The 26,934-nt window shown below is 56.4% G+C and carries 31 protein-coding genes and 2 pseudogenes; 14 read left to right on the top strand and 19 right to left on the bottom strand.

Going from position 1 to position 26,934, the window contains the following annotated elements:
* Nucleotides 1-7 precede the first annotated feature (7 nt).
* The 5 genes from phnL (at nucleotide 8) to phnP (ending at nucleotide 3,949) form a co-directional block, all read left to right on the top strand.
* A complete protein-coding gene (phnL, locus tag V2S86_RS16245) occupies nucleotides 8-712 on the top strand; it encodes a phosphonate C-P lyase system protein PhnL (RefSeq protein WP_330763297.1) in 705 nt (234 codons plus the stop codon).
* Complete coding sequence (gene phnM / locus V2S86_RS16240) at nucleotides 712-1,848, top strand: alpha-D-ribose 1-methylphosphonate 5-triphosphate diphosphatase (protein ID WP_330763296.1); 1,137 nt, start codon at nucleotides 712-714, stop codon at nucleotides 1,846-1,848. Before phnL ends, phnM begins: the two co-directional genes overlap by 1 nt.
* Nucleotides 1,848-2,417, top strand: a complete 570-nt coding sequence (gene phnN, locus V2S86_RS16235; protein ID WP_330763295.1) for a ribose 1,5-bisphosphokinase — start codon at nucleotides 1,848-1,850, stop codon at nucleotides 2,415-2,417. Before phnM ends, phnN begins: the two co-directional genes overlap by 1 nt.
* Nucleotides 2,414-3,016 (top strand): DapH/DapD/GlmU-related protein, encoded by a 603-nt coding sequence (locus tag V2S86_RS16230; RefSeq protein ID WP_330763294.1) that lies wholly within the window; start codon nucleotides 2,414-2,416, stop codon nucleotides 3,014-3,016. The genes phnN and V2S86_RS16230 overlap by 4 nt, the downstream gene beginning before the upstream one ends.
* Nucleotides 3,017-3,166: 150 nt before the next feature.
* Nucleotides 3,167-3,949 carry a phosphonate metabolism protein PhnP gene (gene phnP, locus V2S86_RS16225; protein ID WP_330763293.1) on the top strand — a complete coding sequence of 261 codons (783 nt, stop codon included), beginning with the start codon at nucleotides 3,167-3,169 and terminating at the stop codon, nucleotides 3,947-3,949.
* Here phnP and V2S86_RS16220 read toward each other — a convergent pair.
* The 3 genes from V2S86_RS16220 to V2S86_RS16210 form a co-directional block, all read right to left on the bottom strand.
* Nucleotides 3,900-4,538: an NAD(P)H-binding protein gene (locus tag V2S86_RS16220; protein ID WP_330763292.1), complete on the bottom strand. Its 639-nt coding sequence runs from the start codon at nucleotides 4,536-4,538 to the stop codon at nucleotides 3,900-3,902. The two genes, phnP and V2S86_RS16220, sit on opposite strands and share 50 nt — an antisense overlap.
* 48 nt (nucleotides 4,539-4,586) lie before the next feature.
* Nucleotides 4,587-5,021: a YhbP family protein gene (locus V2S86_RS16215; protein WP_330763291.1), complete on the bottom strand. Its 435-nt coding sequence runs from the start codon at nucleotides 5,019-5,021 to the stop codon at nucleotides 4,587-4,589.
* Between the two features lie 173 nt (nucleotides 5,022-5,194).
* Nucleotides 5,195-5,353, bottom strand: coding sequence for a hypothetical protein (locus V2S86_RS16210; protein ID WP_330763290.1), 159 nt, complete (start codon nucleotides 5,351-5,353; stop codon nucleotides 5,195-5,197).
* A 449-nt stretch (nucleotides 5,354-5,802) separates the two neighbouring features.
* Here V2S86_RS16210 and V2S86_RS25490 point away from each other — a divergent pair.
* Nucleotides 5,803-6,031, top strand: a pseudogene (locus V2S86_RS25490) (hypothetical protein); the annotation flags it as partial.
* Nucleotides 6,032-6,035: 4 nt separating this feature from the next.
* Nucleotides 6,036-6,083: pseudogene (locus V2S86_RS25485) on the top strand (DUF1493 family protein); the annotation flags it as partial.
* 109 nt (nucleotides 6,084-6,192) lie between these two features.
* Here the strand turns inward: V2S86_RS25485 and V2S86_RS16200 are convergent.
* On the bottom strand, nucleotides 6,193-6,357 hold the full coding sequence (locus V2S86_RS16200; RefSeq protein ID WP_330763288.1) for a pyocin knob domain-containing protein: 165 nt from the start codon (nucleotides 6,355-6,357) through the stop codon (nucleotides 6,193-6,195).
* A 407-nt stretch (nucleotides 6,358-6,764) separates the two neighbouring features.
* Between V2S86_RS16200 and V2S86_RS16195 the strand changes: the two genes are divergently transcribed.
* On the top strand, nucleotides 6,765-7,067 hold the full coding sequence (locus V2S86_RS16195) for a GIY-YIG nuclease family protein (protein WP_330763556.1): 303 nt from the start codon (nucleotides 6,765-6,767) through the stop codon (nucleotides 7,065-7,067).
* Here the strand turns inward: V2S86_RS16195 and V2S86_RS16190 are convergent.
* Entirely contained in the window at nucleotides 7,054-7,557 is a 504-nt protein-coding gene (locus V2S86_RS16190) for a GNAT family N-acetyltransferase (RefSeq protein ID WP_062869342.1), read from the bottom strand. The two genes, V2S86_RS16195 and V2S86_RS16190, sit on opposite strands and share 14 nt — an antisense overlap.
* Nucleotides 7,551-8,072 carry a ubiquinone anaerobic biosynthesis accessory factor UbiT gene (ubiT, locus tag V2S86_RS16185; protein ID WP_004952907.1) on the bottom strand — a complete coding sequence of 174 codons (522 nt, stop codon included), beginning with the start codon at nucleotides 8,070-8,072 and terminating at the stop codon, nucleotides 7,551-7,553. Before ubiT ends, V2S86_RS16190 begins: the two co-directional genes overlap by 7 nt.
* Before the next feature lie 227 nt (nucleotides 8,073-8,299).
* Between ubiT and ubiU the strand changes: the two genes are divergently transcribed.
* The gene (gene ubiU, locus V2S86_RS16180) at nucleotides 8,300-9,295 is read left to right on the top strand and encodes a ubiquinone anaerobic biosynthesis protein UbiU (protein WP_330763287.1); all 996 of its coding nucleotides are present in this window, start codon (nucleotides 8,300-8,302) and stop codon (nucleotides 9,293-9,295) included.
* Between the two features lie 11 nt (nucleotides 9,296-9,306).
* Nucleotides 9,307-10,185 carry a U32 family peptidase gene (locus V2S86_RS16175; RefSeq protein ID WP_330763286.1) on the top strand — a complete coding sequence of 293 codons (879 nt, stop codon included), beginning with the start codon at nucleotides 9,307-9,309 and terminating at the stop codon, nucleotides 10,183-10,185.
* A 69-nt stretch (nucleotides 10,186-10,254) separates the two neighbouring features.
* On the opposite strand, the gene V2S86_RS16170 is transcribed toward V2S86_RS16175, so the two are convergent.
* The 3 genes from V2S86_RS16170 to V2S86_RS16160 all read right to left on the bottom strand — a co-directional run bounded on the left by V2S86_RS16170 (nucleotide 10,255) and on the right by V2S86_RS16160 (nucleotide 11,882).
* Complete coding sequence (locus V2S86_RS16170; RefSeq protein WP_330763285.1) at nucleotides 10,255-10,458, bottom strand: hypothetical protein; 204 nt, start codon at nucleotides 10,456-10,458, stop codon at nucleotides 10,255-10,257.
* A 47-nt stretch (nucleotides 10,459-10,505) separates the two neighbouring features.
* A complete protein-coding gene (locus V2S86_RS16165; protein ID WP_330763284.1) occupies nucleotides 10,506-10,829 on the bottom strand; it encodes a hypothetical protein in 324 nt (107 codons plus the stop codon).
* 918 nt (nucleotides 10,830-11,747) lie between these two features.
* Nucleotides 11,748-11,882, bottom strand: a complete 135-nt coding sequence (locus V2S86_RS16160) for a hypothetical protein (RefSeq protein WP_330763283.1) — start codon at nucleotides 11,880-11,882, stop codon at nucleotides 11,748-11,750.
* A gap of 57 nt (nucleotides 11,883-11,939) precedes the next feature.
* On the opposite strand from V2S86_RS16160, the gene V2S86_RS16155 reads away from it, so the two are divergent.
* Nucleotides 11,940-12,404, top strand: coding sequence for an STM2901 family protein (locus V2S86_RS16155; protein ID WP_330763282.1), 465 nt, complete (start codon nucleotides 11,940-11,942; stop codon nucleotides 12,402-12,404).
* Nucleotides 12,401-12,712 (top strand): DUF1493 family protein, encoded by a 312-nt coding sequence (locus V2S86_RS16150; protein WP_330763281.1) that lies wholly within the window; start codon nucleotides 12,401-12,403, stop codon nucleotides 12,710-12,712. The genes V2S86_RS16155 and V2S86_RS16150 overlap by 4 nt, the downstream gene beginning before the upstream one ends.
* Before the next feature lie 238 nt (nucleotides 12,713-12,950).
* Here the strand turns inward: V2S86_RS16150 and V2S86_RS16145 are convergent, their stop codons facing one another.
* From V2S86_RS16145 to V2S86_RS16135, 3 genes are read right to left on the bottom strand one after another with little or no spacing between them, the layout of a single operon-like run.
* Complete coding sequence (locus tag V2S86_RS16145; RefSeq protein ID WP_330763280.1) at nucleotides 12,951-14,090, bottom strand: ABC transporter permease; 1,140 nt, start codon at nucleotides 14,088-14,090, stop codon at nucleotides 12,951-12,953.
* Nucleotides 14,087-15,241 (bottom strand): ABC transporter permease, encoded by a 1,155-nt coding sequence (locus V2S86_RS16140; protein WP_330763279.1) that lies wholly within the window; start codon nucleotides 15,239-15,241, stop codon nucleotides 14,087-14,089. The genes V2S86_RS16145 and V2S86_RS16140 overlap by 4 nt, the downstream gene beginning before the upstream one ends.
* Nucleotides 15,223-16,194, bottom strand: coding sequence for an HlyD family secretion protein (locus V2S86_RS16135; RefSeq protein ID WP_330763278.1), 972 nt, complete (start codon nucleotides 16,192-16,194; stop codon nucleotides 15,223-15,225). Before V2S86_RS16135 ends, V2S86_RS16140 begins: the two co-directional genes overlap by 19 nt.
* 224 nt (nucleotides 16,195-16,418) lie before the next feature.
* On the opposite strand from V2S86_RS16135, the gene V2S86_RS16130 reads away from it, so the two are divergent.
* Nucleotides 16,419-17,432, top strand: coding sequence for a luciferase-like monooxygenase (locus tag V2S86_RS16130; RefSeq protein ID WP_330763277.1), 1,014 nt, complete (start codon nucleotides 16,419-16,421; stop codon nucleotides 17,430-17,432).
* Between the two features lie 44 nt (nucleotides 17,433-17,476).
* Here V2S86_RS16130 and V2S86_RS16125 read toward each other — a convergent pair whose 3' ends face one another.
* Nucleotides 17,477-18,919 carry an MFS transporter gene (locus tag V2S86_RS16125; RefSeq protein WP_330763276.1) on the bottom strand — a complete coding sequence of 481 codons (1,443 nt, stop codon included), beginning with the start codon at nucleotides 18,917-18,919 and terminating at the stop codon, nucleotides 17,477-17,479.
* Nucleotides 18,920-19,040: 121 nt separating this feature from the next.
* Between V2S86_RS16125 and V2S86_RS16120 the strand changes: the two genes are divergently transcribed.
* Nucleotides 19,041-19,907, top strand: coding sequence for a helix-turn-helix transcriptional regulator (locus V2S86_RS16120; RefSeq protein WP_330763275.1), 867 nt, complete (start codon nucleotides 19,041-19,043; stop codon nucleotides 19,905-19,907).
* Between the two features lie 27 nt (nucleotides 19,908-19,934).
* Here the strand turns inward: V2S86_RS16120 and yedF are convergent, their stop codons facing one another.
* The 6 genes from yedF to pnp form a co-directional block, all read right to left on the bottom strand.
* Complete coding sequence (yedF, locus tag V2S86_RS16115) at nucleotides 19,935-20,174, bottom strand: sulfurtransferase-like selenium metabolism protein YedF (RefSeq protein WP_004952879.1); 240 nt, start codon at nucleotides 20,172-20,174, stop codon at nucleotides 19,935-19,937.
* Complete coding sequence (gene yedE / locus V2S86_RS16110) at nucleotides 20,171-21,385, bottom strand: selenium metabolism membrane protein YedE/FdhT (RefSeq protein WP_330763274.1); 1,215 nt, start codon at nucleotides 21,383-21,385, stop codon at nucleotides 20,171-20,173. Before yedE ends, yedF begins: the two co-directional genes overlap by 4 nt.
* A 147-nt stretch (nucleotides 21,386-21,532) precedes the next feature.
* Nucleotides 21,533-23,497, bottom strand: a complete 1,965-nt coding sequence (locus tag V2S86_RS16105) for a DEAD/DEAH family ATP-dependent RNA helicase (RefSeq protein ID WP_330763273.1) — start codon at nucleotides 23,495-23,497, stop codon at nucleotides 21,533-21,535.
* A complete protein-coding gene (gene yrbN / locus V2S86_RS25480) occupies nucleotides 23,487-23,561 on the bottom strand; it encodes a protein YrbN (protein WP_223499600.1) in 75 nt (24 codons plus the stop codon). The genes V2S86_RS16105 and yrbN overlap by 11 nt, the downstream gene beginning before the upstream one ends.
* A gap of 122 nt (nucleotides 23,562-23,683) precedes the next feature.
* Entirely contained in the window at nucleotides 23,684-24,568 is an 885-nt protein-coding gene (gene nlpI / locus V2S86_RS16100) for a lipoprotein NlpI (RefSeq protein ID WP_065505782.1), read from the bottom strand.
* Nucleotides 24,569-24,696: 128 nt separating this feature from the next.
* Nucleotides 24,697-26,820 carry a polyribonucleotide nucleotidyltransferase gene (gene pnp, locus V2S86_RS16095; protein WP_330763272.1) on the bottom strand — a complete coding sequence of 708 codons (2,124 nt, stop codon included), beginning with the start codon at nucleotides 26,818-26,820 and terminating at the stop codon, nucleotides 24,697-24,699.
* Nucleotides 26,821-26,934 lie beyond the last annotated feature (114 nt).

The following is a 26,934-nucleotide window of genomic DNA, read 5'->3' as shown; positions in this document are numbered from 1 at the left end:
GACAATAATGACGATTCAAATCCGGGTTGAACACCTGAGCAAAACCTTTGTGCTCCACCAGCAGCACGGCACGCGCCTGCCGGTGCTGCACGACGCCAACATGACGGTCAGCAGCGGCGAATGCGTGGTGCTGCACGGCCACTCCGGCAGCGGTAAATCCACCCTGCTGCGTTCGCTGTACGCCAACTACCTGCCCGACAGCGGCCATATCTGGGTCAATCATCAGGACGAATGGCTGGACATGGTGCAGGCCGAAGCGCGCCAGATCCTGGCGGTCCGCCGCCACACCCTCGGCTGGGTCAGCCAGTTTCTGCGGGTGATCCCACGCATCAGCGCGCTGGAGGTGGTGATGCAGCCGCTGTTGGAACAGGGCGTCGGGCGCGCCGAATGCCGCGAGCGCGCCGAGACGCTGCTCAACCAGCTCAACGTGCCGCAGCGCCTGTGGCAGTTGGCACCCTCGACCTTCTCCGGCGGTGAACAGCAGCGGGTGAATATCGCGCGCGGCTTTATTGTCGACTACCCGATTTTGCTGCTCGACGAACCGACCGCCTCGCTCGACAGCCGCAACAGCGCGGCGGTGGTCGGCCTGATAGAACAGGCCAAACGGCGCGGCGCGGCGATCGTCGGCATTTTCCATGACGAAGGCGTTCGCCAACAGGTCGCCGACCGGTTATACGACATGCAAGCGCCCCAAGCGCTGGAGATCTTCTGATGATCATCAATAACGTGAAGCTGGTGCTGGCAGACCAGATTGTCGAAGGTTCGCTGGAGATTAACGACGGCGTGATCCGCAGCTTCGCCGATACGCCGAGCCAGCTGCCGCAGGCGCTGAACGGTGAAGGCGGCTGGCTGCTGCCGGGGCTGATTGAGCTGCACACCGACAATCTGGACAAGTTTTTCACCCCGCGGCCCAACGTGGACTGGCCGGCGCATTCGGCGATGAGCAGCCACGATGCGCTGATGGTCGCCAACGGCATCACCACGGTGCTGGACGCGGTGGCGATCGGCGACGTGCGCGACGGCGGCCACCGGCTGGAGAACCTGCAAAAAATGATCGACGCGGTGATCCACAGCCAGCGCGCCGGGGTCAACCGCGCCGAGCATCGGCTGCATTTGCGCTGCGAGCTGCCGAACGAGAGCACCCTGCCGCTGTTCGAACAGTTGATGGACAAACCGGGGGTATCGCTGGTGTCGCTGATGGACCATTCGCCGGGCCAGCGCCAGTTCGCCTCGCGTGAAAAATACCGTGAGTATTATCAGGGCAAATATCATCTCAATGACCAACAGATGAGCGAGTACGAAGAGCAGCAGATCGGGCTTTCCGCCCGCTGGGCCACGCCGAACCGCGAGGCGATCGCCGCCCACTGCCGGGCACGTAAAATTTCCCTCGCCAGCCACGACGACGCCACCGCCGAACACGTGGCCGAATCCTGCGCGCTGGGCAGCGCGATTGCCGAGTTCCCGACCACCGAGGACGCCGCCCGCGCCTCGCACCGGCAGGGCTTGCAGGTGCTGATGGGCGCCCCGAACATCGTGCGCGGCGGCTCCCACTCCGGCAACGTGGCGGCGCACCATCTGGCGGCGCTGGGGGTATTGGATATTCTGTCTTCCGACTATTACCCCGCCAGCCTGCTGGATGCGGCATTCCGCATCGCGGCCGACGAACGTAACGCCTACAGCCTGCCGCAGGCGGTGCGGATGATCACCGGCAACCCGGCGAAGGCGCTGGATCTGCACGATCGCGGCACCATCGCCGAGGGACTGCGGGCGGATCTGGTGTTGGCGCGGCCGCACGGCGAGCACATCTACGTGCAAAACGTCTGGCGCCAGGGCAAGCAGGTGTTCTGATGGCGCAACTTATCTATTTGATGGGGCCTTCCGGCTCCGGCAAAGACAGCCTGCTTGCGCAGCTTAGGGTCGATACCGACAGTGCGCCGCTGGTGGCGCACCGTTATATCACCCGGCCGGCGGATGCCGGCTGCGAAAACCATATTGCGCTCAGCGAACCCGAGTTTCTGCGCCGCCGCGCCAAGGGACTGTTCGCTCTCGACTGGCAGGCGCACCAGCAGCATTACGCGTTTGGGATCGAAGTAGATCTTTGGCTGTTGCAAGGGATCGACGTGGTGGTCAACGGTTCCCGCGCTCATCTGCCGCAGGCGCAGCAGCGCTACGGTGCGCAGCTGTTGCCGGTCTGCCTGCAGGTCAGCACCGAAGTGCTGCGCCAACGCCTGCAAAACCGCGGGCGTGAAGACGCCGCGCAGATTGAACAACGGCTGGCGCGGGCGGCGGAATACCAGCAAAAACTGCCCGCCGGTTGCCGCCTGCTGGCGAACGATGGCGACCTGCAAGACACCCTGACGGCGCTGCTGGCGTTGTTACCGGCTTCAACCAAACACCCCCAGGACGCCACGCAATGAATGATTTTGCCCAGCCGAGAATCGGCGACAACGTGATCCTTAACCGTACCCGGCTCGGCCGGTACGTGCATCTGGCCGACGATGCGATCCTCGAAGAAGTGGAGATGGGCGACTATTCCTATACCGCCGGGCACAACCAGATTTTTTACGCCACTCTCGGCAGGTTCGTGTCGATCGCCTCTTACGCGCGCATCAATCCCGGCAACCACCCGACCTACCAGCGCATCGCCCAGCACCACTTCACCTACCGCGCTTCCGAGTACGGCCTGGGAGACGATGACAAGGCCTTCTTCGACTGGCGGCGCGAGCACCACGTCACCGTCGGCCACGACGTGTGGATCGGCCATAACGCCATCCTGATGCCCGGCGTGAGCGTCGGCAACGGCGCGGTGATCGGCAGCGCGGCTGTGGTGACCAAAAACGTCGAGCCTTATGCGATTGTCGCCGGGGTGGCGGCTAAAAAGATCGGCATGCGCTTTGACGATGCCTTGATAGAACGCATCGAACGCAGCCAGTGGTGGCACTGGGATCATCAGACATTGCAGGAGCGATTGGCGGATTTCAGGGATATCAACGCCTTTGCGGAGAAGTATCTTTAAGACCCTTATTAATCTTACCCAATGAATTTCGCGTTGCAGCCAGGCGGCAAATGCGTGAATCCTCAGGAGCTTACTCAAGTAAGTGACTGAGGTGCGCGTATGCAGCCAACAACGCTGCGGCGTGAAAGGCGAAGGGTAAAGGAGCAACTCATGCAATTGACGTTTCTCGGCACCGGCGGTGCCCAGCAGATCCCGGTTTTCGGTTGTGATTGCCTGGTGTGCCAGCGGGCGCGGCGCGAACCGGCATTCCGGCGGCGGCCATGCAGCGCGATGCTCAAATTTCAGGGGGAAACGACCTTGCTGGATGCGGGATTGCCGTCGCTGGAACGGCGCTTTTCGGCGGGGGAAATTCAACGTTTTTTACTGACACATTACCACATGGATCACGTTCAGGGGTTATTTCCTTTGCGCTGGGGGTGCGGAAATTTCATTCCCGTATACGGCCCGGCGGATGAACAAGGCTGCGACGATCTGTTTAAACACCCCGGTATTCTGGCGTTTCAACCGCCGTTAACCCCCTTCGAAAGGGTTGAAATGGGTGGGCTGCATATCATCCCGCTGCCGTTGCAACATTCCAAACCGACGCTGGGTTATTTGGTCCAGGCGGAAGGCTACGCGCTGGCCTATCTGACCGATACCGTCGGCCTGCCGCCGGACACCGAGGCTTTCCTGCGCAATATAACGTTGGATCTGCTGGTGCTCGACTGCAGCCTGCCGCCACAACCCCAGGCACCGCGCAATCATAACGATCTGACCCGCGCTCAGGAGACACAACAACGTTTGCAGCCCGGCCGCACGCTGCTGACGCATATCAGCCATCATCTCGATTTATGGCTGATGGACAACGAACTGCCGCCAGCCCTGGAACTGGCTTTCGATAATCTCAGTGTACATTGCCATAGCGATGCAGTTGGTCGGACTCCAGCACCGTAACGCCGCTGCCGGGGCTGAACGCCTGCTCCAGCAGGGTCTGCGCCACGTCTTTGGCGGCAACTGAGCGCCACTTGCCCGGCAACAGGCTAAACAGCGGCGCGGTGAGCCGCTCCAGTAAACGCGGCGATGGGCGATTACCCAACAGCATCGACGGACGCACCAGCGTCAGGCGCGGCCAGTTCTGCTCACGCAGCGCCTGCTCCATTTCGCCTTTGGTACGGTTATAGAGGAATGACGAACGCGGGTTAGCCCCCACGGCGCTGACGACCAGACAATGCTGCGCCCCCAACCGCCGCCCGGTCAGCGCGCTTTCGACGACTAACTGATAATCGACATAGCGGAAATTGGCATCGCTGCCGGCCGCTTTACGGGTCGTGCCCAGGCAGCAGAAAATAATATCGATGGGTTGCTGCAGGCCACTCAGCAACGCGAACAGATCCTCACCCACCGGGTTATCTGTTTTTTCGTTTGGGGACAGCGGTTGACGCGTCGGCGCCACAATCGCCGTCACCTGCGGATCGCCCTGCAACAGTTGCAACAGCTCGTTGCCCACCAGCCCGGTCGCCCCTACGATCAATACCCGTGCCATACACTCTCCCGCCGATTGATGATTCTGAAAAAGTATAGTGTGTTGTGCTCAGGCCCGCGTCCAATGCAGTTTTTTACCAAATCCCAGGGTATTGTCCGTCATCTTCACTTCCTGCAAATTCAGCTGCCACACCGGCGCTTTCATCACTTTGGCAATCGGGAACCGCTTGCAGTAACGGGCGCGCGCCAGCGCCTCTTCATCGCCGCTCAGCATCACCGCCTCGGCGCGGTACTGCACGCCGCGGATCAGCGCGATGGTCTTTGGCTTTGGCGCAATAGTGCCTGCCACACGGGCATTTTGCAGCATCAACTCGCCGTGGCGAGTGTGGGTTTCGGTCATCAACCACAACGCCATCTGCTCGGCGTCAAACACGTAAAAACAGTTGGCGCACCACATGTCCACGCCGTTGCCGGCGCACAGCGTCAGCACATGCTGCTTGCCGATAAAATGAGTAATAAGCTGCTGTTGTTCAAGATTGTTCACATCACTTCTCCCCTTCAGTGGCGCTATCTTATATCGATTATGGAAGGGCTGCAGCGTCGACAAAAACAACAAAGCCATCAACTCGGCGTATCAAGTTGATGGCTTTGAAATTGTGTCTGACTCGACAACCTCAGGATGCTGCCGAGTGAGGCACAAGCTAACGCATTATATTATTATGGGTGGTGACCTGGATCATCAATATCGATACATTGACCATTTGGGAAACAAATAATATTTTCTTTATGCTCTACACGGTCAAACTTAGACAGCTCAACAGCGAAAGCAGAGCCGTTAGCGGCTAACAGCAAAGCGCCCATCAGAAAGTATTTCATAGTGATTCCATTTAATTGAGTGGTTAATTAACTTGCTCTCATACTCTGAGAGTGAAGCTAATTTATTACCTTGTGACTTAATCCTCAATAAAAACATTATTAAATTAATGTGTTTTAATAACTTCAATTAAAAAAACATATCTTAATTTCATTAAATTACATAAAAATCATAACATTAAAAACAAGTCATACATATAAAAAACAAGCCTTATCCTACCTTATTTTTCAGATTATTGTTAAATAAAAATATCCCCACAAAAAAGACCGACAGATTTATTTTAATTTATGCAATTCAATTATCGTGCTAATTAATAAATAGTCATGGGATTTTAATGCATTGTCTTTCGTAATCTTGAGCTTTTCAAGCCACAGTATAAATACGTCCAACTTAATGAAAAATAGCAAAATGCAATTCCATTCCCATCGGTTTTGAAACTGCCAGTGCGGCAGTGCACTATTGGGTTGAGGAAGCGCAGAGGGCTTCCCATTTCGAAACTGTCTACTTTTATAGAGGCATTTCAAATCTTTCAGCGGGGGGAGCTCTTCTTTTGAGTTTTCCTCGACGCCGTAAATGAGCGATTCGGAGCATCCGATATTGCGGCTGCAGCCAGCATCATTCTTGGGCAGCCAACCCGCCCAACAAGAGGGAAGTTCGCCGGAGCCACTAAAAAAACCGCTAACCGTCAGAATGTTTGCTGAATCCGCAAAAGCTGGCGGTTGGTTGTATTAGGCCGGCAAACGCCGCACCTTTATTCAATATGTCTTCCACTCAGAGAACACCGGTGGATCACCAAAAGCATAACACCGATACTCTACGGTAAAGTTATAGGCATATACGCCTAGCGACAAGCACCAGCATCCACGCCATTCAGTGCGCTGGCCACGGCTTCGGGATAATTCAGTGCCAACGTTGCGTTGCCGGTCACATTCTGGAAGTACTCGCCGAGTTCGATGATGGTGTTTAAATCCGTGCCGGCAGGCAACGTCTTATCGGCAACCGACACTGCTCTTGTATCCTCCGCCGTTAGCGTATTCTTAGTTGCCAGATCCCCCAACCCCCAGATTTTTCTGCGATTCTGTTTGTGCTACCTCGCCTGAGTCGGCGATCTCAGAAAGATTGTTTTTAATGGACAGAACATCAGATTCCACCGGCAAAGCAGTGAACATGGGGTATCTCTGTGGGGAATGGGGAATATTTTCTAAGCTGCCTATACGGCAGTGCACCGTTGAAGATTAGCGCTAATCCGCTGATTATTGAAGAGTAACACTACGATTCCGCCAAAAAGGCTTTTTTAAGCCCGCCTATTCAGCATATTTAAAATCAATGAGTTAAAGCATGTCGAAAAAAAAGGGTTCAGCGACTGCCTGACGTTGCCTATAGTAACGCTCAACTCTCTACAGGGACCCAATGATGGACATTCCAACCTGGCACCTCTACATGCTGCGTTTGCCGAACGGCATGCTGTATACCGGCATCACCACCGACGTAATACGGCGGCTGGCGCAGCATCAGGCGGGCAAAGGCGCCAAGGCGTTACGAGGAAAGGGGGAACTGACTCTGGCGTTTCACTGCCGGGTGGGAGATCGTTCGACGGCGCTGAGGCTGGAATATCGGGTAAAGCAACTGAGCAAAATACAAAAAGAGCGGCTGGTGAGTCACCCGCCGCCCTCATTGGATTATTTACTGCCGAGCGCTGAGGTTAAAACCGGTTAAACGGCTCGGAGTATTCAACCGCCCCGCTGACGTCGTTCAGAGCGTCTTCCGCCAGCGGATAGACCTGGAACGCGGCTTCGGCACCCGGCCAGCGGCAACGCAGGCCATAGGCGGCGGCCGGTTTAAAGCCGAAGCGGCCGTAGTAAGCCGGATCGCCCAGCACCACCACTGCCGCGTAACTGAACTCGTTCAGGGAATCCAGCCCTTCGTAAATCAGCTTTTCGCCCAACCCCTGGCGACGCAGGCTTTCATCCACCGCCAGCGGTGCCAGGCCGACCCACTGCCGGTCTTCTCCGGCAACATCGACCGGACTGAACGCGGCGTACCCCACCACGCCCCCTTCGTCGTCGGTAGCGACAATGCCCAGAGTCAGCAGGCCGTCTTCGCGCAGTTGTTGCACCAGATCGGCCTCGTCATCACGCCCGAAGGCGCGGCGCAGCAAGGCATCGATCCCCGCCGCATCTACCGGAATTTCTACGCGGATCAGCATGCTACCGGAACACGGGAAGTCTGCACCGTGCCCTCCTGCAATCCTGCTTCCACAAACTCGGCCAGTTGCAACAGGCCAATACGCAACGGCGCAGGCATGGCTTCCAGCTCGATGGCGTCCATCAGATTTTTTACATACAGGCCCAATTCGGTGTCCCCTTCAATCTGCAGCCGACGCTGAAAGAACAGCGTATCGGGATCTTGCTTACGCGCTGCGATCAGAATCAGATCGTTGGCGTCGCCGCTGAAGCTGACATCAGCTTCGGCGTGGTGGCTGACAACCAGTTTGTCGTTTTCTACCGTCATAAACCAGTGTAGCGCCAGATCGCGAACTTCGATCTTCAACCAGCGCGATTCGAGAAAAGCCAAATCGCCATCCGCCAGCGCCTGGCGGAATTGCCAGCCCAGCACCTGTTCCAGAAGCTGCCGCTGCAAGGCAAACGGCGTGAATTTTAGCGGTACGCGCAGCAGCGACGGCCCTTGGCGCACAATGCGTGCTCGTAGTTGTTCCAACACTGTCGTTCACTCCTTTCAACACAGATTAGCGCTATTTTGCCATATCGGCGCGCACCTGAAGCGGTCTATATCAACAAATAGTGCATTTCACCGCCAGCTTTATCAATACGCCAGAAGCTGCCCCAAATCAAAACCTGTTCGCCGCGCTTTCACTAAAATTGCTTCCCCGATGGGCGCTTGCCGGTTGAATACCGCCACCGGCAACCCTTGTTAACCAGGATAAATCTATGGAGCTGCTTTGTCCCGCCGGTAACCTTCCGGCCCTGAAAGCCGCGGTGGATAACGGCGCAGACGCCGTGTACATCGGCCTGAAAGACGATACCAACGCGCGCCACTTTGCCGGCCTCAACTTCACCGAGAAAAAGCTGCAGGAAGCGGTCGAGTACGTGCACCGGCACCGCCGCAAACTGCATATCGCCATCAATACCTTCGCCCACCCGGACGGCTATGGCCGCTGGCAACGGGCGGTGGACATGGCGGCGCAGCTGGGTGCGGATGTGCTGATCCTGGCCGATTTGGCGATGCTGGAATACGCAGCCGAACGTTATCCGCAGCTGGAACGCCATGTCTCGGTGCAGGCTTCCGCCACCAACGAAGAGGCGATCCGTTTCTATCAGCGCCATTTCGACGTCAGCCGGGTCGTGCTGCCGCGCGTGCTGTCGATGCATCAGGTCAAACAGCTGGCGCGCACCAGCCCGGTGCCGCTGGAGGTGTTCGCGTTCGGCAGCCTGTGCATCATGGCCGAAGGGCGCTGTTACCTCTCTTCCTATCTGACCGGCGAATCGCCGAATACCGTTGGCGCCTGCTCCCCGGCGCGCTTCGTTCGCTGGCAGCAAACCGCACAGGGCATGGAATCGCGCCTGAACGACGTGCTGATCGACCGTTATCGGGACGATGAAAACGCCAGTTATCCGACGCTGTGCAAAGGGCGTTATCGGGTAGACGACGTGCGTTATCACGCGCTGGAAGAACCCACCAGCCTCAACACGCTGGAGCTGTTGCCGGAATTGCTGGCCGCCAATATCGCTTCGGTGAAGATCGAAGGGCGCCAGCGCAGCCCGGCGTATGTCAGCCAGGTGGCGCGCATCTGGCGCCAGGCGATAGACCGCTGCCAGGCCGATCCGGCCACCTACCGGGCCGACGCAGATTGGATGGAAGCCCTCGGCGCGATGTCCGAAGGCACGCAAACCACGCTCGGCGCCTATCACCGTAAATGGCAGTAGCAGGAGAGACCATGAAATACGCATTAGGCTCGGTGCTGTACTACTGGCCGAAAACCGAGATTGAGGAGTTCTACCGGCAGGCGGTGAGCAGCAGCGCGGAGATTATTTACCTCGGCGAGAGCGTCTGCACCAAGCGGCGCGAGATGAAGGTGGGCGACTGGCTGACGCTGGCGCAGGAGATCGCCCGCAGCGGCAAGCAGGTGGTGATTTCCACTCTGGCGTTGCTGCAAGCGCCGTCGGAGCTGAACGAACTGAAACGCTATGTGGAGAACGGCGAGTTTCTGATTGAAGCCAACGATCTGGGCACGGTGAACATGGCGGCGGAGCGCGGCCTGCCGTTCGTCGCCGGGCATGCGTTGAACTGCTACAACGCCTATACCCTGCGCCTGCTGCACCGCCAGGGCATGGTCCGCTGGTGCATGCCGGTCGAGCTTTCGCGGGACTGGCTGGCCAATCTGCTGGCGCAATGCGACGAGCTGGGTTTCCGCCATCAGTTCGAAGTGGAAGTCTTGAGCTACGGCCATCTGCCGCTGGCCTATTCGGCACGCTGCTTCACCGCTCGCTCGGAGAACCGTGGCAAGGACGAATGCGAAACTTGCTGCATCCGCTACCCGCAGGGGCGGATGATGCGTTCGCAGGAAGAACAACAGGTGTTTGTGCTCAACGGCATCCAGACGATGAGCGGCTACTGCTATAACCTCGGCAATGAGTTGCAAAACATGCAGGGGCTGGTGGATATCGTGCGCCTTTCGCCGCAAAGCGCAGAAACGCTGGCGCTGATCGACAGCTTCCGCGCCAACGAACAGGGTACGCAACCGCTGGTTTTGGCCGATAAAGCCGACTGCAACGGTTACTGGCGCCGGGTAGCGGGGTTGGAGCTGGTGCAGTAGCGGGATAACGCGAAGGGATGCCGGTAACTTTTCCGCTGCCGGCATCTTATTTTTTCACGTTAAATCGCATTACTTTCCGTTGTACCAATGATAAAAACGCACGCACATCAAGCCAAAACTTCTGACGCCCAACCCCATAAAAACAGCAATAGCCGCATTCGCTACATGTTCTCTTGGGGAACCTGCGAGTAATACCGGGTGATAAAGCAACTGCATGGTCGTTATCAGCCCGATAAAAGTAGCAATAGACTTGGCGAACTTACCTGGCCCCATAGTCAGCACCTATTCTTAAAACTTAAAAAAATAATATAAATGAGCGATTACCAGCGGCACTGACCATTTACGCTATTAGCATTTCTATTACCATCCAATGCGCCTTTATTGTCACTGTTATTCTTTGACTGACTATTTCTATCACAACCAACAACTCCAGTTAAGCCGCCAGCGAAAGCCATACCAAGTATCCCTGGCAGGCCGCCAGGCATACCCGTAAATGCCCCAACAATCATGTAGGCGCCTGTTTTGTTTGCGCAGGTGTCAGGCGCACCGCGGCTGGTTCTGTCACGGTCACCGCCGTTATTTTCATCCCCGCAACCGCCAATCAACTTCATCTCGTCTAACGTCAATTCCCTTATCGTTGACATAGTAATGTTCCCTTTAATAGAGTGTTTTATTTATTCGACTAATGCGACCGTAAATCAACCCGTCATAAAAACCATCAACCGGCCAATAAAACAATATCTACCGATAAATAATAAAAAATAAAAAATCAAGAAAAAATAATAATAACGTGTTTATTTTAATTTTTTATTTAAAAATAACGGCTAATAAAAAATACAAGCGCCATATGCGGCGCCTTGCTCAATCAGGGCTCGCCGTTTACGGAACAAGTTGCGCAGAAAGCCCACGTCACCGCCCTGCTGGGGGGTAATACTGCCCCACACTTCGTTAAGTAACGGTTGACGCTGGCGATCTCCGTGGTGGCCAGGTGGAGAGAAATGCTATCGGTTTCTTTGAGCCTACGGTCCATCTCCGCTAGCGCGGGGAACACGGCATAAGTCAGAAAAGATGACTGAGAAATACCTTAATGAAAGAGAAGCAAAATATGTGATATTAAGCATATAAAATCACCGAGGGCGTTAGCTATGTGGTCTTGGGTTTGGGATGTTTGCGCAATCTACGGCGCATACAAATTGGTGGTTGGCGCAATGCATGCCATAGGTAATCACTTCTCTATGCTGGATGCTGGCAGAAGAAGTGCGGTATAAAAAGAAAAAATGAGTTATCAAAAATGGTCGTCAGCATGATGTTTTAGAAAAAGACCGGATATGGGAATTTGGAGAATTTCGGAATTATCGAGATAACCAATTGAATCATATAAAAAATAAAAAGACTGCATGCGATTCCCGTTCCCGCACTATATTATTTAATTCATTAAATATCATGAAGTTAAATCAAAAATCAATTAAAGCACGCCCAAGAAAGCATGCGAAAACACGTCAAAATAATCAAACACCTATCAATTTTTTCGGGGATGCTCGGAAAAGATTCGAAAGGAATTTTCAATAATTGCCTCCCCAGAAACCAACTTTTACACCGCCGGGCATAACTTTTTTTTTCTCGAACCAAAGCTGCAGCATCCCGCAAGACACCTCAAAATGAAAACCGGGCAATTTTCCTAAGTCAGTACCTGACATAGAAATTTTCGGTCCAGTTGATATATTGGGCAGCAACTAAATGGACAAGGAAAAGTTATGGATACGGTTGAGGAACTGAACGGAGCGTATTTCTATAAGGGTTATAGCAACTTGAACCCACAGCAGCTGTTTTGGCTCGGTTGGGTCTATGCATTCAGCCAACATGCAGGTTTAGAAATATCTTCATCAGCTATGATTTTGTCAGGATACCCTGTGCTCCCTACACGAAGGAAGCCTATTGGTGCCACGAAAGGAACGTCTGTGGCATCAGTGATATCCCGAAAACTTCTTCCAGACGTTCGCCTGCCGTCTGGGGTTGTCATTCCAACCCTGGTGGGTCGATCACTTAAAGATCTGCATGTAAGTTTCACCAACAAGGTGAGGACGGCGGTAGGGAGAAATGTACCCTGGATCGGTTACGCAATGGCAGCCTACACCGTGCATGCTATCAGCCGCGACGTCAAAGAAATCTATAATCGTATCGCTAGGCCTGAACATAAAATAGCGTGGACATATTTTTGAACATCGAACGCGAAATTTTAAGTTTCATCAAAAAAAATTACAGCCGCAAAAAGTTTCTTTTTTGGGGTGCTGTAAATCCCGTCTCCTTAGAAACAGACATTAGGGAGGATTTGAAGGTTCTGTATGAAGACGCTGGAGATCTCTTCACTTACTTTTTTCACAACTGGAAAGTTGAATTCAATGATTTCAGTCTAGACAGGTATTTTTCGCCAGAATATCTCGGATCCCCTTCACCTAAAAACCCCTTGGAACCGATCACCATTAACATGCTCGTTGAATCAGCCAAAGCAGGTCAATGGTTATATTAGGCCGGCACTCGCCGGCTATCTTCATCAATACACCGGTTTATCCCCGCTGACGCGGGGAACACTCTAAAACTATCTAACTGAATTCATTGTATTTTTTAAGGCTATAAAATTCCACCAACAATTAGGTCATTTTAAAAAACTAACCATTTGATATTTAATAAATAAAAAGCTACGTATGTGCAAAAATACAAATTCACCGAAAAGCTCTGCTATTGCGACGATACTGCAACCCCACACGCTATGCACTCCGCTTGCGAAACAGGCTGCGCAGCGCCACGCTGTTGCGTAGAAAGCCCACGCCGACACCCAGCAAGGTGTAGATAATCCCCAGTACCAGCAGCATCACCACGTCGCCCCATACTTCGTTAAGCGACAAGCCCATCTGGTTAACTCCGGCTATCGCCTTGGTAGCCCAGGTGGAGGGGATGCAATAGGAAATGGCCCGCACCCAGCCCGGCATCGCCTGCAGCGGCCAGATGGTGCCGGAGAGGTAGAATATCGGCGTGGTGATAAACGCCAGCGTCAGGTAGATCATCTCGACGCTGCGCAGGCACTCGGTCACCAACTTGCCCAACCCCAGCACCGCCAGCAGGAACGGGAAGGTCAGCAGCAGAATTTCCGGAATGCCCGCCGTCTGGCGGTAACCCAGCACCCACGGCCACAGCACAAACAGCACGATCGACAGGAATAACCAGATCGGCAACAGCGCCGTCAGCCCGCCCAGATGCGCCGCCAACGGTGCCTTACCGCCCGGCGTACTCTTCATGGCGATGCTGACGCGTATGCAGGCGATCAACAACGAGTGCTGCAACAGCATGACCAGCAGGCCGGGGAAGATGATTGCCGCAAAGCTGATGCCGGGGTTGAACACGTCCAGCGTCTGCCCCACGATCGGCGTCAGGATCACCTGTGCCTGGCGTTCGCTGAAACCGCTGCGCAGCAGCAGCCCGGTGTTGTACTGCCCCAACAGCTGTTGGTAAGCCGCCACGACATCCTGTTGGATCTGGCCGTTGGCCAAACGATTGGTCGCGTCGCCGTACACCGGCACCACGATATTCTGCCCGCTCAGGATCTTCTTCTCCAGATCCACCGGCATGATGATCACCGCAAACAGCTTGCGCCAGCCAAGGTCGCGCTGAGCCTGCTCCTGGCTGTCGTAGGTCTGGATCGCGATTTTCGAGGTGGCGTCCAGTTGGCGGATCAACTGGCGGCTGGCGGTGCTGTGGTCCTGATCGACCACGCCCACCGGCAGATCCCACACCGTACGGTTGGCATACACCATACTCATGATGCACAACGACAGGATCAGCATCAGCCACATCGGCCGTTCCAGCATGCCAAGCAGCACCCGGACAAAGGTTTGCCAATAGATCTTCATCCCGCGCCCCCTTCCTTCAGCAACCGCTGCAACAGCCGGTTACGCACCAGCAGCGCGGTAACCAGCGGATAGACCGCCAGCAGCGCACAGACGCTGAAGATGGCGCTGGCCGGCACCTGTCGCAGGAACACGTCGAACATGGCATACAGCGCATGGGTCAGCGGTTCGATATTGGAGATAATCCGCGCCGGCAGCGGCATCGACAGCTCCGGCACCGCCATGCCCGAGAAGGTCAGCGCGATACTCACGAGGATGCCGATCAAGCTGTAGGCGGTGATGGTGCTGCCGGTAAAGGTGAACAGCAGCAGGCCGACGCTCTGCGCTGCCATCACGTAGAAAAAGCCGATCATCAGCATAAACAAGGGATTGCCGCTGACGCGGGCGTCAAAAATGCCCACCAGCGCCGCAATCTCCACCATCAGCAGGCTGGTGAAGCACAGGGTGTAAGGCGCCAGTTTGCCAAGCAACGCCAGGCTGAACGGCCTGGCCTTCAACAGCGACTTGCTGCGCGCCAGCACATAGATCATGCAGGTCACCACAAACAGCTGCAGCAGGTGGATGGTGGCCGCGAACTGCTGGTAGTAAATATAGCTGCCGCTGGCGTTGAACAAACTGCCGTACAACAACGTGACGTCCGCCAACGGCGGCAACGTTTTGCCCATCTCGCCGGCGATAATGCTGCGGGTGCCGGCGTTGATTTCGGTCATCAGGCCGCTGAAATCCTGAGTGGAATACAGCCCGGCGCCGTAAAACAGCGCGTTGTAATACATCACCACGCTCGGCTGCTTGCCCGCCAGCGCATTGGCTTCGAAATCCGGCGGCACGTACAGCAACGCATAATCCTGCGCGCTGCGCAGGCGGTGCAGCGATTCATCCAGCCCGCCATCGTAGGCTTCGACGTGGGCGTGGGAGCCGGCATCCAGCCTGCGGATCAACGATTTGGACAACGAGCTGTGATCGCTGTCCACCACCGAGACCGGCAGATCGAGCAAGGTGCCTTCCGAAAAGTTGCTGCTGATCAGGCCAAACAGCATCAGCGGGAAGATCCAACACAGCCAGTGCACCACCGGGCTGCGAAAGGCGATGCGGCACTCGTTGTCAAACGCGTGGCTGAAGCAGCGCCAACCGGCCTTTACTCTTTCCATAGCCATAGGCTGCTCATCCCCGGACGCAAACCGTTCACCGGCTGTGACGGATACAGACGCACTTCAAAGGTTTTCAGATCGAAATCACCGGTGGCGCGGGTAGCGCGCTTGGTGGCGTAATCGCCCAGCGGCGCGATGTAGCGCACCTCTGCCTCGATCATTTTGTTCTGCAGCGCCGGCACCCGCATTTGGATCTTATCGCCTTTGCGCACATGGGCCAGAATGTCTTCGCGCAGATTAAACACGAAGTAGGCGTCCGGTACGCGGATCAGCGTCACCAGTGGGCTCCCGGCATTCAGCAGTTCACCCACTTCCGCGGGGATCGGCCCCACTTCGCCGTCCACCGGCGCTAAAACGCGCAGATCGTCGGTCTGGGCCTTCACTTCCAGCAGATTCTCTTCCGCCGCCCGCAGCGCCGCGGCGTATTGCTGCCGCAGTTCGATACGGTCGCCGTTGACGCCTTCGTCCAGATTGGCCTTGGCGGCCTGCACCTGCTGGAAAGCGGTATCGCGCGAACGGCGCGAGCTGTCCAGTTCGGATTTCGAGATATAGCCTTTCCCGGCTACGCTCAGGTTGCGATTGTAATCATTCTGCGCATTGCGGTATTCCGCCTCGGCCTGCGCCAGGCTGGCGCGCAGATTGCGGATGCTCTCTTCACGCGTGCCATGCAGCGACTGATCAAGCTGCGCTTTGGCCTCATCGCGCGTCGCCTGCGCGGAACGCAGCTGCGCCATCAGTTCCGGGCTGTCGAGCTGAATCATCGCCTGCCCGCCCTTTACGTCGTCGCCGCGCTCCACCAGGCGTTCGATCACCCGCCCCTTGGCTTTCGAGGCCACTATCACTTCCGGCGCATCCACCTCGCCCTGCAACAGCAGATCCTGATTATGCGCGCGGAACAATATCGCCAGAGCGATCGCCACCACCATCAACAACAGGGTAAACAGCGTCTTTTTTTTCATTATTCAGGCTCCCGGAGCGGTAAGCGGCAGGTGGGGATTATCACGTCCATATTTTAATACACTCTAAAAAGGCCATTCTTCTCATAAGGATATCACAAGCACATATATCCTCTTTTATATCCCTAAATTGGATTATGCTTTTAATGCTAAAGCACATTTGACTTTGTAGTTTGCAGACTCCTGCAATCGCCCTTTAAGCGATCACTCCTCTGATGGACGATGTCATGACTGAAAAAACCGTGGTACCGCTTTCGGTACTGGATTTATCCCCCATCCCGCAAGGGGCAAAACCGCGCGATGCGTTTCACGCCTCTTTAGATTTAGCACAGCATGCCGAAAAGTGGGGCTATCAGCGCTATTGGTTGGCGGAACATCACAATATGACCGGGATCGGCAGTGCGGCCACCTCGGTGCTGCTGGGCTTTTTGGCCGCCGGCACCCAAAGTATCCGCCTCGGCTCCGGCGGCGTGATGCTGCCCAACCATGCGCCGCTGGTGATTGCCGAACAGTTCGGTACCCTGGAGTCGCTGTATCCGGGGCGTATCGATCTGGGCCTTGGCCGTGCGCCCGGCACCGATCAACGCACCATGATGGCGCTTCGCCGCCACCTGTCCGGCGAAGTGGATAACTTCCCGCGTGACGTACAGGAGCTGCAGCATTATTTCTGCGATGCGCAACCGGGTCAACCGGTACAGGCCGTGCCGGGCCAGGGCTTGCATGTGCCGATTTGGCTGCTGGGCTCGAGCCTGTACAGCGCACAACTGGCGGCACAGCTCGGCCTGCCGTTCGCCTTCGCCTCCCACTTCGCGCCGGACATGCTGTTCCAGGCACTGAAGCTGTATCGCGAGAACTTCAAACCTTCCGAACAATGCGCACAGCCGCATGCCATGGTGTGCGTCAACGTGGTAGCCGCCGACAGCGACGAAGAGGCCCGCCGGCTGTTCACCTCAATGCAGCAGCAATTCATTAACCTGCGCCGCGGTTCGCCGGGCCCATTGCCGCCGCCGGTGGACAATATCCACGCGCTGTGGACCGCCGGAGAGCAATACGGTGTCGATCAGGCGCTGCGCATGTCGATAGTCGGTAATGAAGGCACCGTACGCCACGGGTTGCAGGCGCTGCTGCGTGAAACCGGCGCGGATGAAATCATGGTCAACGGCCAGATCTTCGATCATCAGGCGCGGCTGCATTCGTTTGAGATTGTCGCCGGAGTGAAAGGCGATGTGGTGAAAGGCTAAATGAAGGATGGGGGAAAAGGCTTCCCCCACGTTTAACCGGGCCGTCAGGCCTGTTTTACCGCCTCCCGTGTCTGCCGGCGGCGATCGGCCCGCAGAAACAGCAGCGTGCGGCTCAGCAACACCAGCATCAGGCAAAATTCGGCCGCCACCGCCACCAGCACCGCATTAAGGTAATTGCCGGGGGCCAAATGCAGCATCTGCACCAGCAGCGTGCCCAACAGGATCGGCCCCAGCCCCAACGCCGTCTGTTGCACCGTAGCCAGCATGGCACTGCCTGAGCCGGCGTGCTCGGCCGGTACGTCAGACAGGCCGATGCGGAAGAAGCTGCTGACGATAAACGCCTGCCCGAAGCCAATCAACACCGTCGCCGGGATCAAATTCCACACCCCCGGATGCGGCCAAACCAGTTTCAGCGTCAACATCAGCGCCAGTAGGCCCACCATCTGGATCAGGCAACCAAACATCAGCGTCCGCACCTTGCCGAAGTGTTCCACCACCGTGCTGCTCAGCAGCGACGAAATAAAATAGGCCGCCCCGAGCGCGATAAACGCATTGCCTGACTGGAATGAGCTCAACCCCGCGCCGGACTGCAGCGTCAGCGCCATCACAAACATAAAACCGCTCCAGCAGGAGAAGAACAGGATGGCGATCACCAGCCCGAAGCGTACGCTCGTCAAGCGCAGCAGCGCGGGCGGCAACAGCGGGAAATTACGCCGTTGCTCCTGCCGCCGTTCGACCCGCCACAGTAGCCACGACAGCGGCATGCTGGCCGCCAACAGCACCAGGCAAGGCCACGGCCAATGCCATACCGGCCCCAATGCCAGCGGGAACAGCAGGCAGGCGATGGTCAATCCAAGCAACAGCGTGCCCGGGAGATCGACATTCACCCGCTTCTCCCCACGGGTATTCGGCACCCAGCGATGGGCGCAAGCCAGCACCAACAAGCACACCGGAATATTAATCAGGAATACGCTGCGCCAGCCGCTGCCGGCAATATCCAGGGTGATCAACAGCCCGCCCAGCACCTGGCCGACGATAAACGCCAGCCCACCGATAGCGCCGTACATTCCCAATGCCTTGGTATGTTCGCGGCCCCGCAGGCACACGTGTATGGTGGCCAGGATTTGCGGCACGATAAACGCCGCGCCAACCCCCTGCAGTACCCGAGCTACCAGTAACAACCAGACGGAGTTCGCCAACCCGCACATCAATGAAGCCACGGCAAATATTCGCACGCCCCACAGGAACAGGTTGCGCCGCCCCAGGTTATCCCCCAGGCGGCCGCCCATCGCCAGACAGACAGCGAACGCCACGCCATAGACCGCCACGATCAATTCCAGCTGTGCCGGGCTGGCCCCCAGCGACTGTGCTATCGCGTCCAGCCCGACATTGACGATGGAAAAATCGATCATCGGCAGCAACTGCCCCGCCAACAAAATAATCAACCCCGCGCGGCCCAGCCCGGCCGCCGTTGATGGTGCGCTCATTGTTCTCATCCATTGTGTTAACCCAGGAATGTGATTAGCATCACCTTTAAAGTAAACGGGTACCAGTTCTTGATTATCATGGTATAAAAACTACCGGTCTCGTTGCAGGAGGAAATTATTCATGCCCGTAACTACCCGCATTACCGCTACCCTTCACGCCGATAACCGCAAGCTGTTGGGCGCTTTTCTGCGCACGCGCCGCGAGAGCCTGGACCCCAACCGGCTGGGGCTTGCGCGCATGCGTCAACGGCGCACACCCGGCCTGCGCCGTGAAGAAGTGGCGCAGTTGGCCGACGTTGGCATCACCTGGTACACCTGGCTGGAACAGGGGCGGCCGATTCAAGCCTCACCGAAAACGCTGAGCGCAATCGCCAATGCGCTGCAATGCAACGAAGCGGAAACTCACCACCTGTTCAGGCTGGCGGGGCAAAGCTTGCCGGCGGCCGCGCAAAGCGGCGGCTGCGAGCAGCTATCGGCGTACGGGCAAAAAATTCTTGATCAGCTCGGCCCGCTGCCGGCGATCATTTCCAACGCACGCTTCGATATTCTGGGGTTCAACCGGGCCTATTGCCTGCTGATGGGCGTCGAGCTGGCCGAACTGCCGCCGGAAGATCGCAACTGTATCTATTTGGCGTTCACCCACGAACCCTGGCGTGCCAGCCAGCTGGACTGGGATGAGGTCATGCCGAAAATGGTGGCGCTGTTCCGCGCGCAGATGGCGGAGCATTTGGGCGAACCGATCTGGGAGGCGCAACTGGCGCGCTATATGGCGGTTTCCGAGGATTTCCGCACTATCTGGGAACGGCATGAAGTACGCAGCATCGACAACAACGTCAAACGCTTTCGTCATCCTTTGGTGGGGGTGATGAGCCTGAGGCAAAATAACTGGTGGTCGGCGCCGCGCAACGGCGACCGGATGCTGGTGTACGTGCCGGCAGATGAGCAGAGTGAACGCCGCCTGCATCAGTTGACCGGCGTCGCAGGGTAACCTTGGGCAGCACGAGCCGCCCTGGCGTCAGCGTTGGATAAGGTAGCGGATGGTCGGGCCGTCCTGCTGGATATCCAGCACCTTGTAACCGTGATTGCGCGCGTCGAGCGGGATATTATTGATCGACTGCGGGCAATCGCTGATCACCTCCAGAATTTCCCCCGGTTTCAACTGCGGCATCGCTTCCAGCGTCGCCACCGCCGGGTAGGGACAAGGCTCGCCGAGCATGTCCAGCCGGTAATCCGGCACTATCGCCGCCTGTTTCATGACACTCTCCTTAAATTAACCACCTGCGCGTCCGGCCTGGCGCGGAAAAAGCGTTTCTCCCACCACAGCATGGCGAGAAACGCCAGCGCCAGCAGCAGGTAAGTGACCAGCAGGCCACCGATCGGCCCAAAGGTATTCAGCAGGTTGACCTTGTCGTAATCGGTGGCCAACGCAGGGGCCAAATCATCCCAGTAGTAAGCCAGCAGCGTGGCACCGATGATATTGCCCAGCCCGACCCACCAATAATGCACCTGCCCTTCTACCGCGCGGTACATCCAGCCGGTTTCGCAGCCGCCGGCCAGTACAATGCCGAAACCGAACAACAGCCCGCCAATCACCGCATTGGGACCGGCCCACATGATTTTAGGTGCGACGCCGAGCTGCACGTAACTGAAAATGCCGATGGCGCTGACCGCCATACCGATAATGATCGCTTTCGCCATGTGGGTGCGGCCGGTGATCCACAAATCGCGGAACGCCGAGGTGAAGCAGATCTGCGCGCGTTCGATCAGCAGGCCAAAGCCGATGCCAAACAGCATGGCGATACCCAGCGTCGGTGCATCAAACAGCGTCCAGAGCGACCAGGCAAGCGACAGGCAGAAAATCACCATGCCCAGCCGGAAACGGCGGCGCGCCTGGTCTGGTTTTTGCGTCAGCGGCGCGGCCGCCTGCACTTTTTGCAATTTCACCGGGATACGGAACAGCGGCAACAGGGTAAATTTGGCACCAAAGTAAGAGCCGGCGGCGGTCGCCAGCGCGAAGAACCAGGCGTGAAGCGAGAACTGCGGAATGCCGGTAAAAAATGCCGCCAGGTTACACCCCATTGCCAGCCGCGCGCCAAAGCCGGCGATAATGCCGCCCAACAGTGCCTGCACAATACGAATACGATGCTGCGGCCGGCGTAGCTTGATGTTGTTGGCCCACAGCGCGGCGGCGATGCAGCCGGCGAACATACCGATGATCATCCGGCCGTCGATGCGTTGCAGCGGCGTACCCTCAAGGCCGATAACCTTAAAATAACCCCATTGCTCAGGGTGCAGGCCGAACGCCTGCAACAGGTGGCCACCCCAACGGGTAAATTCGCCGGTGACCGCCCAGAAGGTGCCGGTCATGCCGAAGTAGTAAGTCGAGAGTATCCCGGCGGCAATCACCGCCGGCAGTGGCGCCCAAAAGCGCACCAGGTATTGAGATTTAAATTGCTGCCAACTCATGGCATCTCCTGTGCGTAGTATCCATAAGAAAAAACCTTATAAATGATACGCCATTTAACCGCACTTAACGGCAAATTTCAGGCATAAAAAAACCAGCCCGAAGGCTGGTTTTTCAGTGTGATTGACCGCGAACGGCTAAATCAGACGTTATGCATCGCCGAAACGGCGACGTGGTGCAGCCGGAGCGGCATCATCACGACGCGGTGCGCGTTGGCCGTCACGGTTGAAGTTACCGCCACGACGCTCGCCACCGGCGTTGGCGTTACCGCCTTCGCGACGCTCATTGAAAGAACGACGTGGAGCACCGGCGCCGGCACCTTCGCGACGTTCGCCGTTGAACGGACGAGCACCGCCACGACGCTCGCCACCGGCACCAGGAGCCCCGCCTTCGCGACGCTCACGACGTTCATGCGGCTGTGCATCGCCCAGCAATTGCATGTTCATCGGCTTGTTCAGGATACGGGTACGGGTGAAATGAGACAGGATCTCGCCCGGCATACCTTTTGGCAGTTCGATGGTGGAGTGGCCGGCAAACAACTTGATGTTACCGATGTAACGGCTGCTGATATCACCTTCGTTAGCGATCGCGCCAACGATATGACGAACTTCCACACCGTCATCACGGCCCACTTCAATGCGGTACAGCTGCATTTCGCCAACGTCACGACGTTCGCGACGCGGACGCTCAGCGCCACCGTCACGGCTGTCTGGACGCGCTTCACGACGACGGTCGTTACCACGATCGTCACGGTCGTTGAACTCACGACGTTGACGCGGCTTGAACACCGGATCCGGTGGCAGAATCAGAGGACGTTCGCCCTGCGCCATTTTCAGCAGTGCTGCGGCCAGGGTTTCCATTTCCAGCTCTTCTTCCGGCTGCAGTTTAGCCAGCAGTGCGCGGTACATGTCCAGATCGCTGCTTTCCAGCTGTTGCTGTACTTTAGCGGCGAACTTGGCCAGACGACGCTCACCCAGCAGCTCTGCATTTGGCAGCTCAACTTCTGGAATGGTCAGCTTCATGGTACGTTCGATGTTGCGCAGCAGGCGGCGTTCGCGGTTTTCCACGAACAGCAGCGCACGACCGGCACGACCGGCACGACCGGTACGGCCGATACGGTGAACGTAGGACTCGGAATCCATAGGGATGTCGTAGTTCACAACCAGGCTGATACGCTCAACGTCCAGACCACGAGCGGCAACGTCGGTCGCGATCAGGATATCCAGACGACCGTCTTTCAGACGCTCCAGGGTCTGCTCACGCAGCGCCTGGTTCATGTCACCGTTCAGTGCGGCGCTGCTGTAGCCGCTGCGCTCCAGCGCTTCAGCCACTTCCAGGGTCGCGTTTTTGGTACGCACGAAGATGATCGCCGCATCAAAGTCTTCCGCTTCCAGGAAACGCACCAACGCTTCGTTCTTGCGCATGCCTTGCGCAGTCCAGTAGCTCTGGCTGATGTCCGGACGGGTAGTGATGCTGGACTGAATGCGCACTTCCTGCGGATCTTTCATAAAGCGACGGGTAATGCGACGGATCGCTTCCGGCATGGTTGCAGAGAACAGCGCGGTCTGATGTTCAGCCGGGATCTCCGCCATGATGGTTTCCACGTCTTCGATAAAGCCCATGCGCAGCATTTCGTCGGCTTCATCCAGCACCAGACCGCTCAGGTTAGAGAGGTTCAGCGTGCCGCGTTTCAGGTGGTCCAGCAGACGGCCTGGGGTACCCACTACGATTTGTGGGCCCTGACGCAAGGCGCGCAGCTGCACGTCGTAACGTTGGCCGCCGTACAGGGCAACAACGTTAACGCCAGTCATATGTTTAGAGAAATCAGTCATCGCTTCCGCAACCTGAACCGCCAGTTCGCGGGTCGGTGCCAGCACCAGAATCTGTGGTGCCTTCAGGGAAGCGTCAAGGTTGTGCAGCAGTGGCAGCGAGAACGCTGCAGTTTTACCGCTACCGGTCTGCGCCATGCCCAGCACATCACGGCCGTTCAACAGGTGAGGAATACACTCAGCCTGGATCGGTGACGGTTTTTCGTAGCCCAGATCGGTCAGGGCAGAAATGATAGGAGCGGACAGCCCCAGGTCAGCAAAAGAGGTTTCAAGCTCAGTAGTCATGTACACGTGCCTCATTAATAATGGCAGCCAGTCTACATAACTCGTCGAGAAAATTTTCAGTCATTTTCATTGAAAAGTGTGAACCGGCTCAAATTAGATTATAAAACGAACAAAGAAGCCCTCGCCCGTTAAGGCGATAACTTTGGCAAAAAACCAATGTATATCAGGCTGATAGTTGTTCGTCAGCTATTGCTGGTCCGATTCCGATAGGTCGTCTTGTTCTTGGCCCAACAGCGCCAATTCCAACAATGCATAGCGGTGCTCAACGAAATTATGAACGTTGTTAGCAACCGTCAGTTTGAACAGCGCCGAAGCGGTGTCCTTGTCCCCCAGACTCAGGTAGTGTTTACCCAAATAGAAGTCAGTTTCACTGAGATGCTCAGCGAGCGAAGTGTTATCCGTTGCCTCTGCCTTGAGCCTTTCCATCAGCGTTTTTTCGCTGATGTTGCCCAGGTAGAATTCGACAATATTCCATCCCCATTGCCCTCGGTTCGCTTTGTCATAACGCTGCTGGAGCGCTACGTCAGCCTTCTTGGGATCGATTTCTCTTTCCACAAGATACAGCCACAACGAACGGAAGGGATCGTTTGGGTCGTCTTGATAAAACGCCTGCAGATCATCCTGCGCCAACGGGAAGCGGCCGCCATAATACAGTGCGATGCCCCGGTTTAAACGCGCGTAATTGTAAGTTGGATCAAGCTCTAGTACAGAATCAAACGCTTCATAGGCAGCATCAAAATTGCCTGCCTGCGTTAAGTAAATGCCCAGGTAGTTGAAAACTTCTGGCATATCAGGACGTATCGCCAGCGCTTGCGAGAAATCATTGCGCGCCAGTGCACGTAGCCCGAGGCTATCATACAGCACACCGCGCTCATATAAAAGCTGCGCACGCTCATCGTCCGTCAGTGCCCGGCTGGCAAGTATTTGTTCCATGCGCGCCAGGATCACTTCCTGCTGCAGAGTTGGCTGCAACGGGATCGCCAAAACTTCGTCTTTACGCCAATCATGGTTGCTGCATCCTGCCAGCATGAGTGCTGTCGCAACGTAACACCAGCGCAAGAAAGGCTTCATTTCCCACTCCCGAAGACAAACATTGGATGAACGTCCTGTCATCCGTTTGCTAATACGCAGGCATCCTACCCGCGCGATACGAACAGCTCCCAACCCCATGGCAGGGAGCTGTAAATCTATCTATACAGTTATTCTGCTTCAGGCGCAGGCGCAGATGAATCTGCTTCTGGCGCTGTAGCTTCTTTAATGCTCAGACGCACACGGCCCTGACGGTCAACTTCCAGCACCTTAACCGGTACTTCCTGACCCATCTGCAGATAGTCGGTCACTTTCTCAACGCGCTTGTCAGCGATTTGAGAGATGTGCACCAGACCTTCTTTACCGCCGCCGATCGCCACGAATGCGCCGAAATCAACGATACGGGTCACTTTACCCTGGTAAATACGGCCCACTTCGATCTCTGCGGTGATCTCTTCGATACGGCGGATAGCGAACTTCGCTTTCTCACCGTCGGTAGCAGCAATTTTAACCGTACCATCATCTTCGATTTCGATGGTAGTACCGGTCTCTTCAGTCAGCGCACGGATGACAGAGCCGCCTTTACCGATCACGTCTTTGATCTTGTCCGGGTTGATCCGGATTGTGTGGATACGTGGTGCGAACTGAGAGATATCGCCACGCGGGGTGCTGATAGCCTGTTCCATTACGCCCAGGATGTGCAGACGCGCGCCCTTGGCCTGGTTCAGTGCCACCTGCATGATTTCGCGGGTGATGCCTTCAATTTTAATGTCCATCTGCAGCGCGGTAATACCGTCACGGCTACCGGCTACTTTGAAGTCCATGTCGCCCAGGTGATCTTCGTCACCCAGAATGTCGGACAGAACGACAAAGTTATCTTGTTCTTTAACCAGGCCCATTGCGATACCCGCAACGGCTGCCTTGATTGGCACGCCTGCGTCCATCAGCGCCAAAGAGGCACCACAGACAGAAGCCATTGAAGAAGAACCGTTGGATTCGGTGATCTCGGAAACCACACGCACCGTGTACGGGAAATCTTCTGGTTTAGGCATCATAGCCAATACGCCGCGTTTCGCCAGGCGACCGTGACCAATTTCACGACGTTTAGGCGAACCCACCATACCGGTCTCACCTACGGAGTACGGAGGGAAGTTATAGTGGAACAGGAAGCTGTCGGTTTTCTCACCCATCAGCTCGTCCAGATTCTGCGCGTCACGGGCGGTGCCCAGCGTTGCGGTAACCAGAGCCTGAGTCTCGCCACGGGTGAACAGTGCGGAACCGTGGGTACGCGGCAGTACGCCGGTGCGCACGTCCAGGCCACGGATCATGTCTTTTTCGCGGCCGTCGATACGCGGCTCGCCACGCAGTACGCGGCTACGTACAACGTTTTTCTCAACGCTGCCCAGGATGTCCTGAATTTCAGACGCGTCCAGGGTCTCGTCCTGCGCCAGCAGGGCTTCAACTACGCTGCTCTTGATCGCATCTACCTGAGCGTAACGCTCTTGTTTTTCGGTGATGTGATAAGCGTCGCCCAGACGGCTTTCTGCCAGTTCTGCAACGCGCGCGTGCAGCGCTTCGTTGATTGCAGGTGCCTGCCAGTCCCACTTAGGCTTGCCGGCTTCGGCAACCAGGGAGTTGATGTTTTCGATAACAATCTGCTGTTGCTCGTGGCCAAAGACCACCGCGCCCAGCATCTGATCTTCGCTCAGAACGTCAGCTTCGGATTCAACCATCAGTACTGCGCCAGCGGTACCGGCAACCACCAAGTCCAGGCTGCTTTCTTTCAGCTCGTCGGTGGTTGGGTTCAGCACGTACTGATTGTTGATGTAACCCACGCGTGCAGCGCCGATTGGGCCGTTGAACGGAATACCGGACAGGCTCAGGGCTGCAGAGGCACCGATCATCGCAACGATGTCCGGGTTTACCTGCGGGTTAACGGAAACTACGGTCGCGATCACCTGAACTTCATTCAGGAAGCTGTCCGGGAACAGTGGACGGATCGGACGGTCAATCAGGCGCGAGGTCAGGGTTTCGCCTTCGCTCGGACGGCCTTCACGACGGAAGAAGCTGCCCGGGATACGACCAGCAGCGTAAGTACGCTCCTGATAGTTAACGGTCAGCGGGAAGAAGCTTTGGCCTGGCTTGGCTTTTTTCTGGCCAACTACGGTAACGAATACTGCGGTGTCATCCATGCTCACCATAACGGCGGCGGTGGCCTGACGAGCCATCATACCGGTCTCGATGGTGACGGTATGCTGGCCATACTGGAATTTGCGAATGATCGGTGTCAGCAAAATTATATCCTTGATTAACGGCGCGCAATCGTATTGACGACTCGACACGCCAGTGACTCGATTTGCCTTCTCACTACATCCTCGCGACTAATGACAATCCTTATCTCAAGCCTG

Origin of the sequence: Serratia sp. C2(1) (genome assembly GCF_036352655.1) — a bacterium.
Classification (GTDB): Bacteria; Pseudomonadota; Gammaproteobacteria; order Enterobacterales; family Enterobacteriaceae; genus Serratia; species Serratia inhibens.
This window is presented reverse-complemented; position numbering and strand designations above follow the sequence as displayed.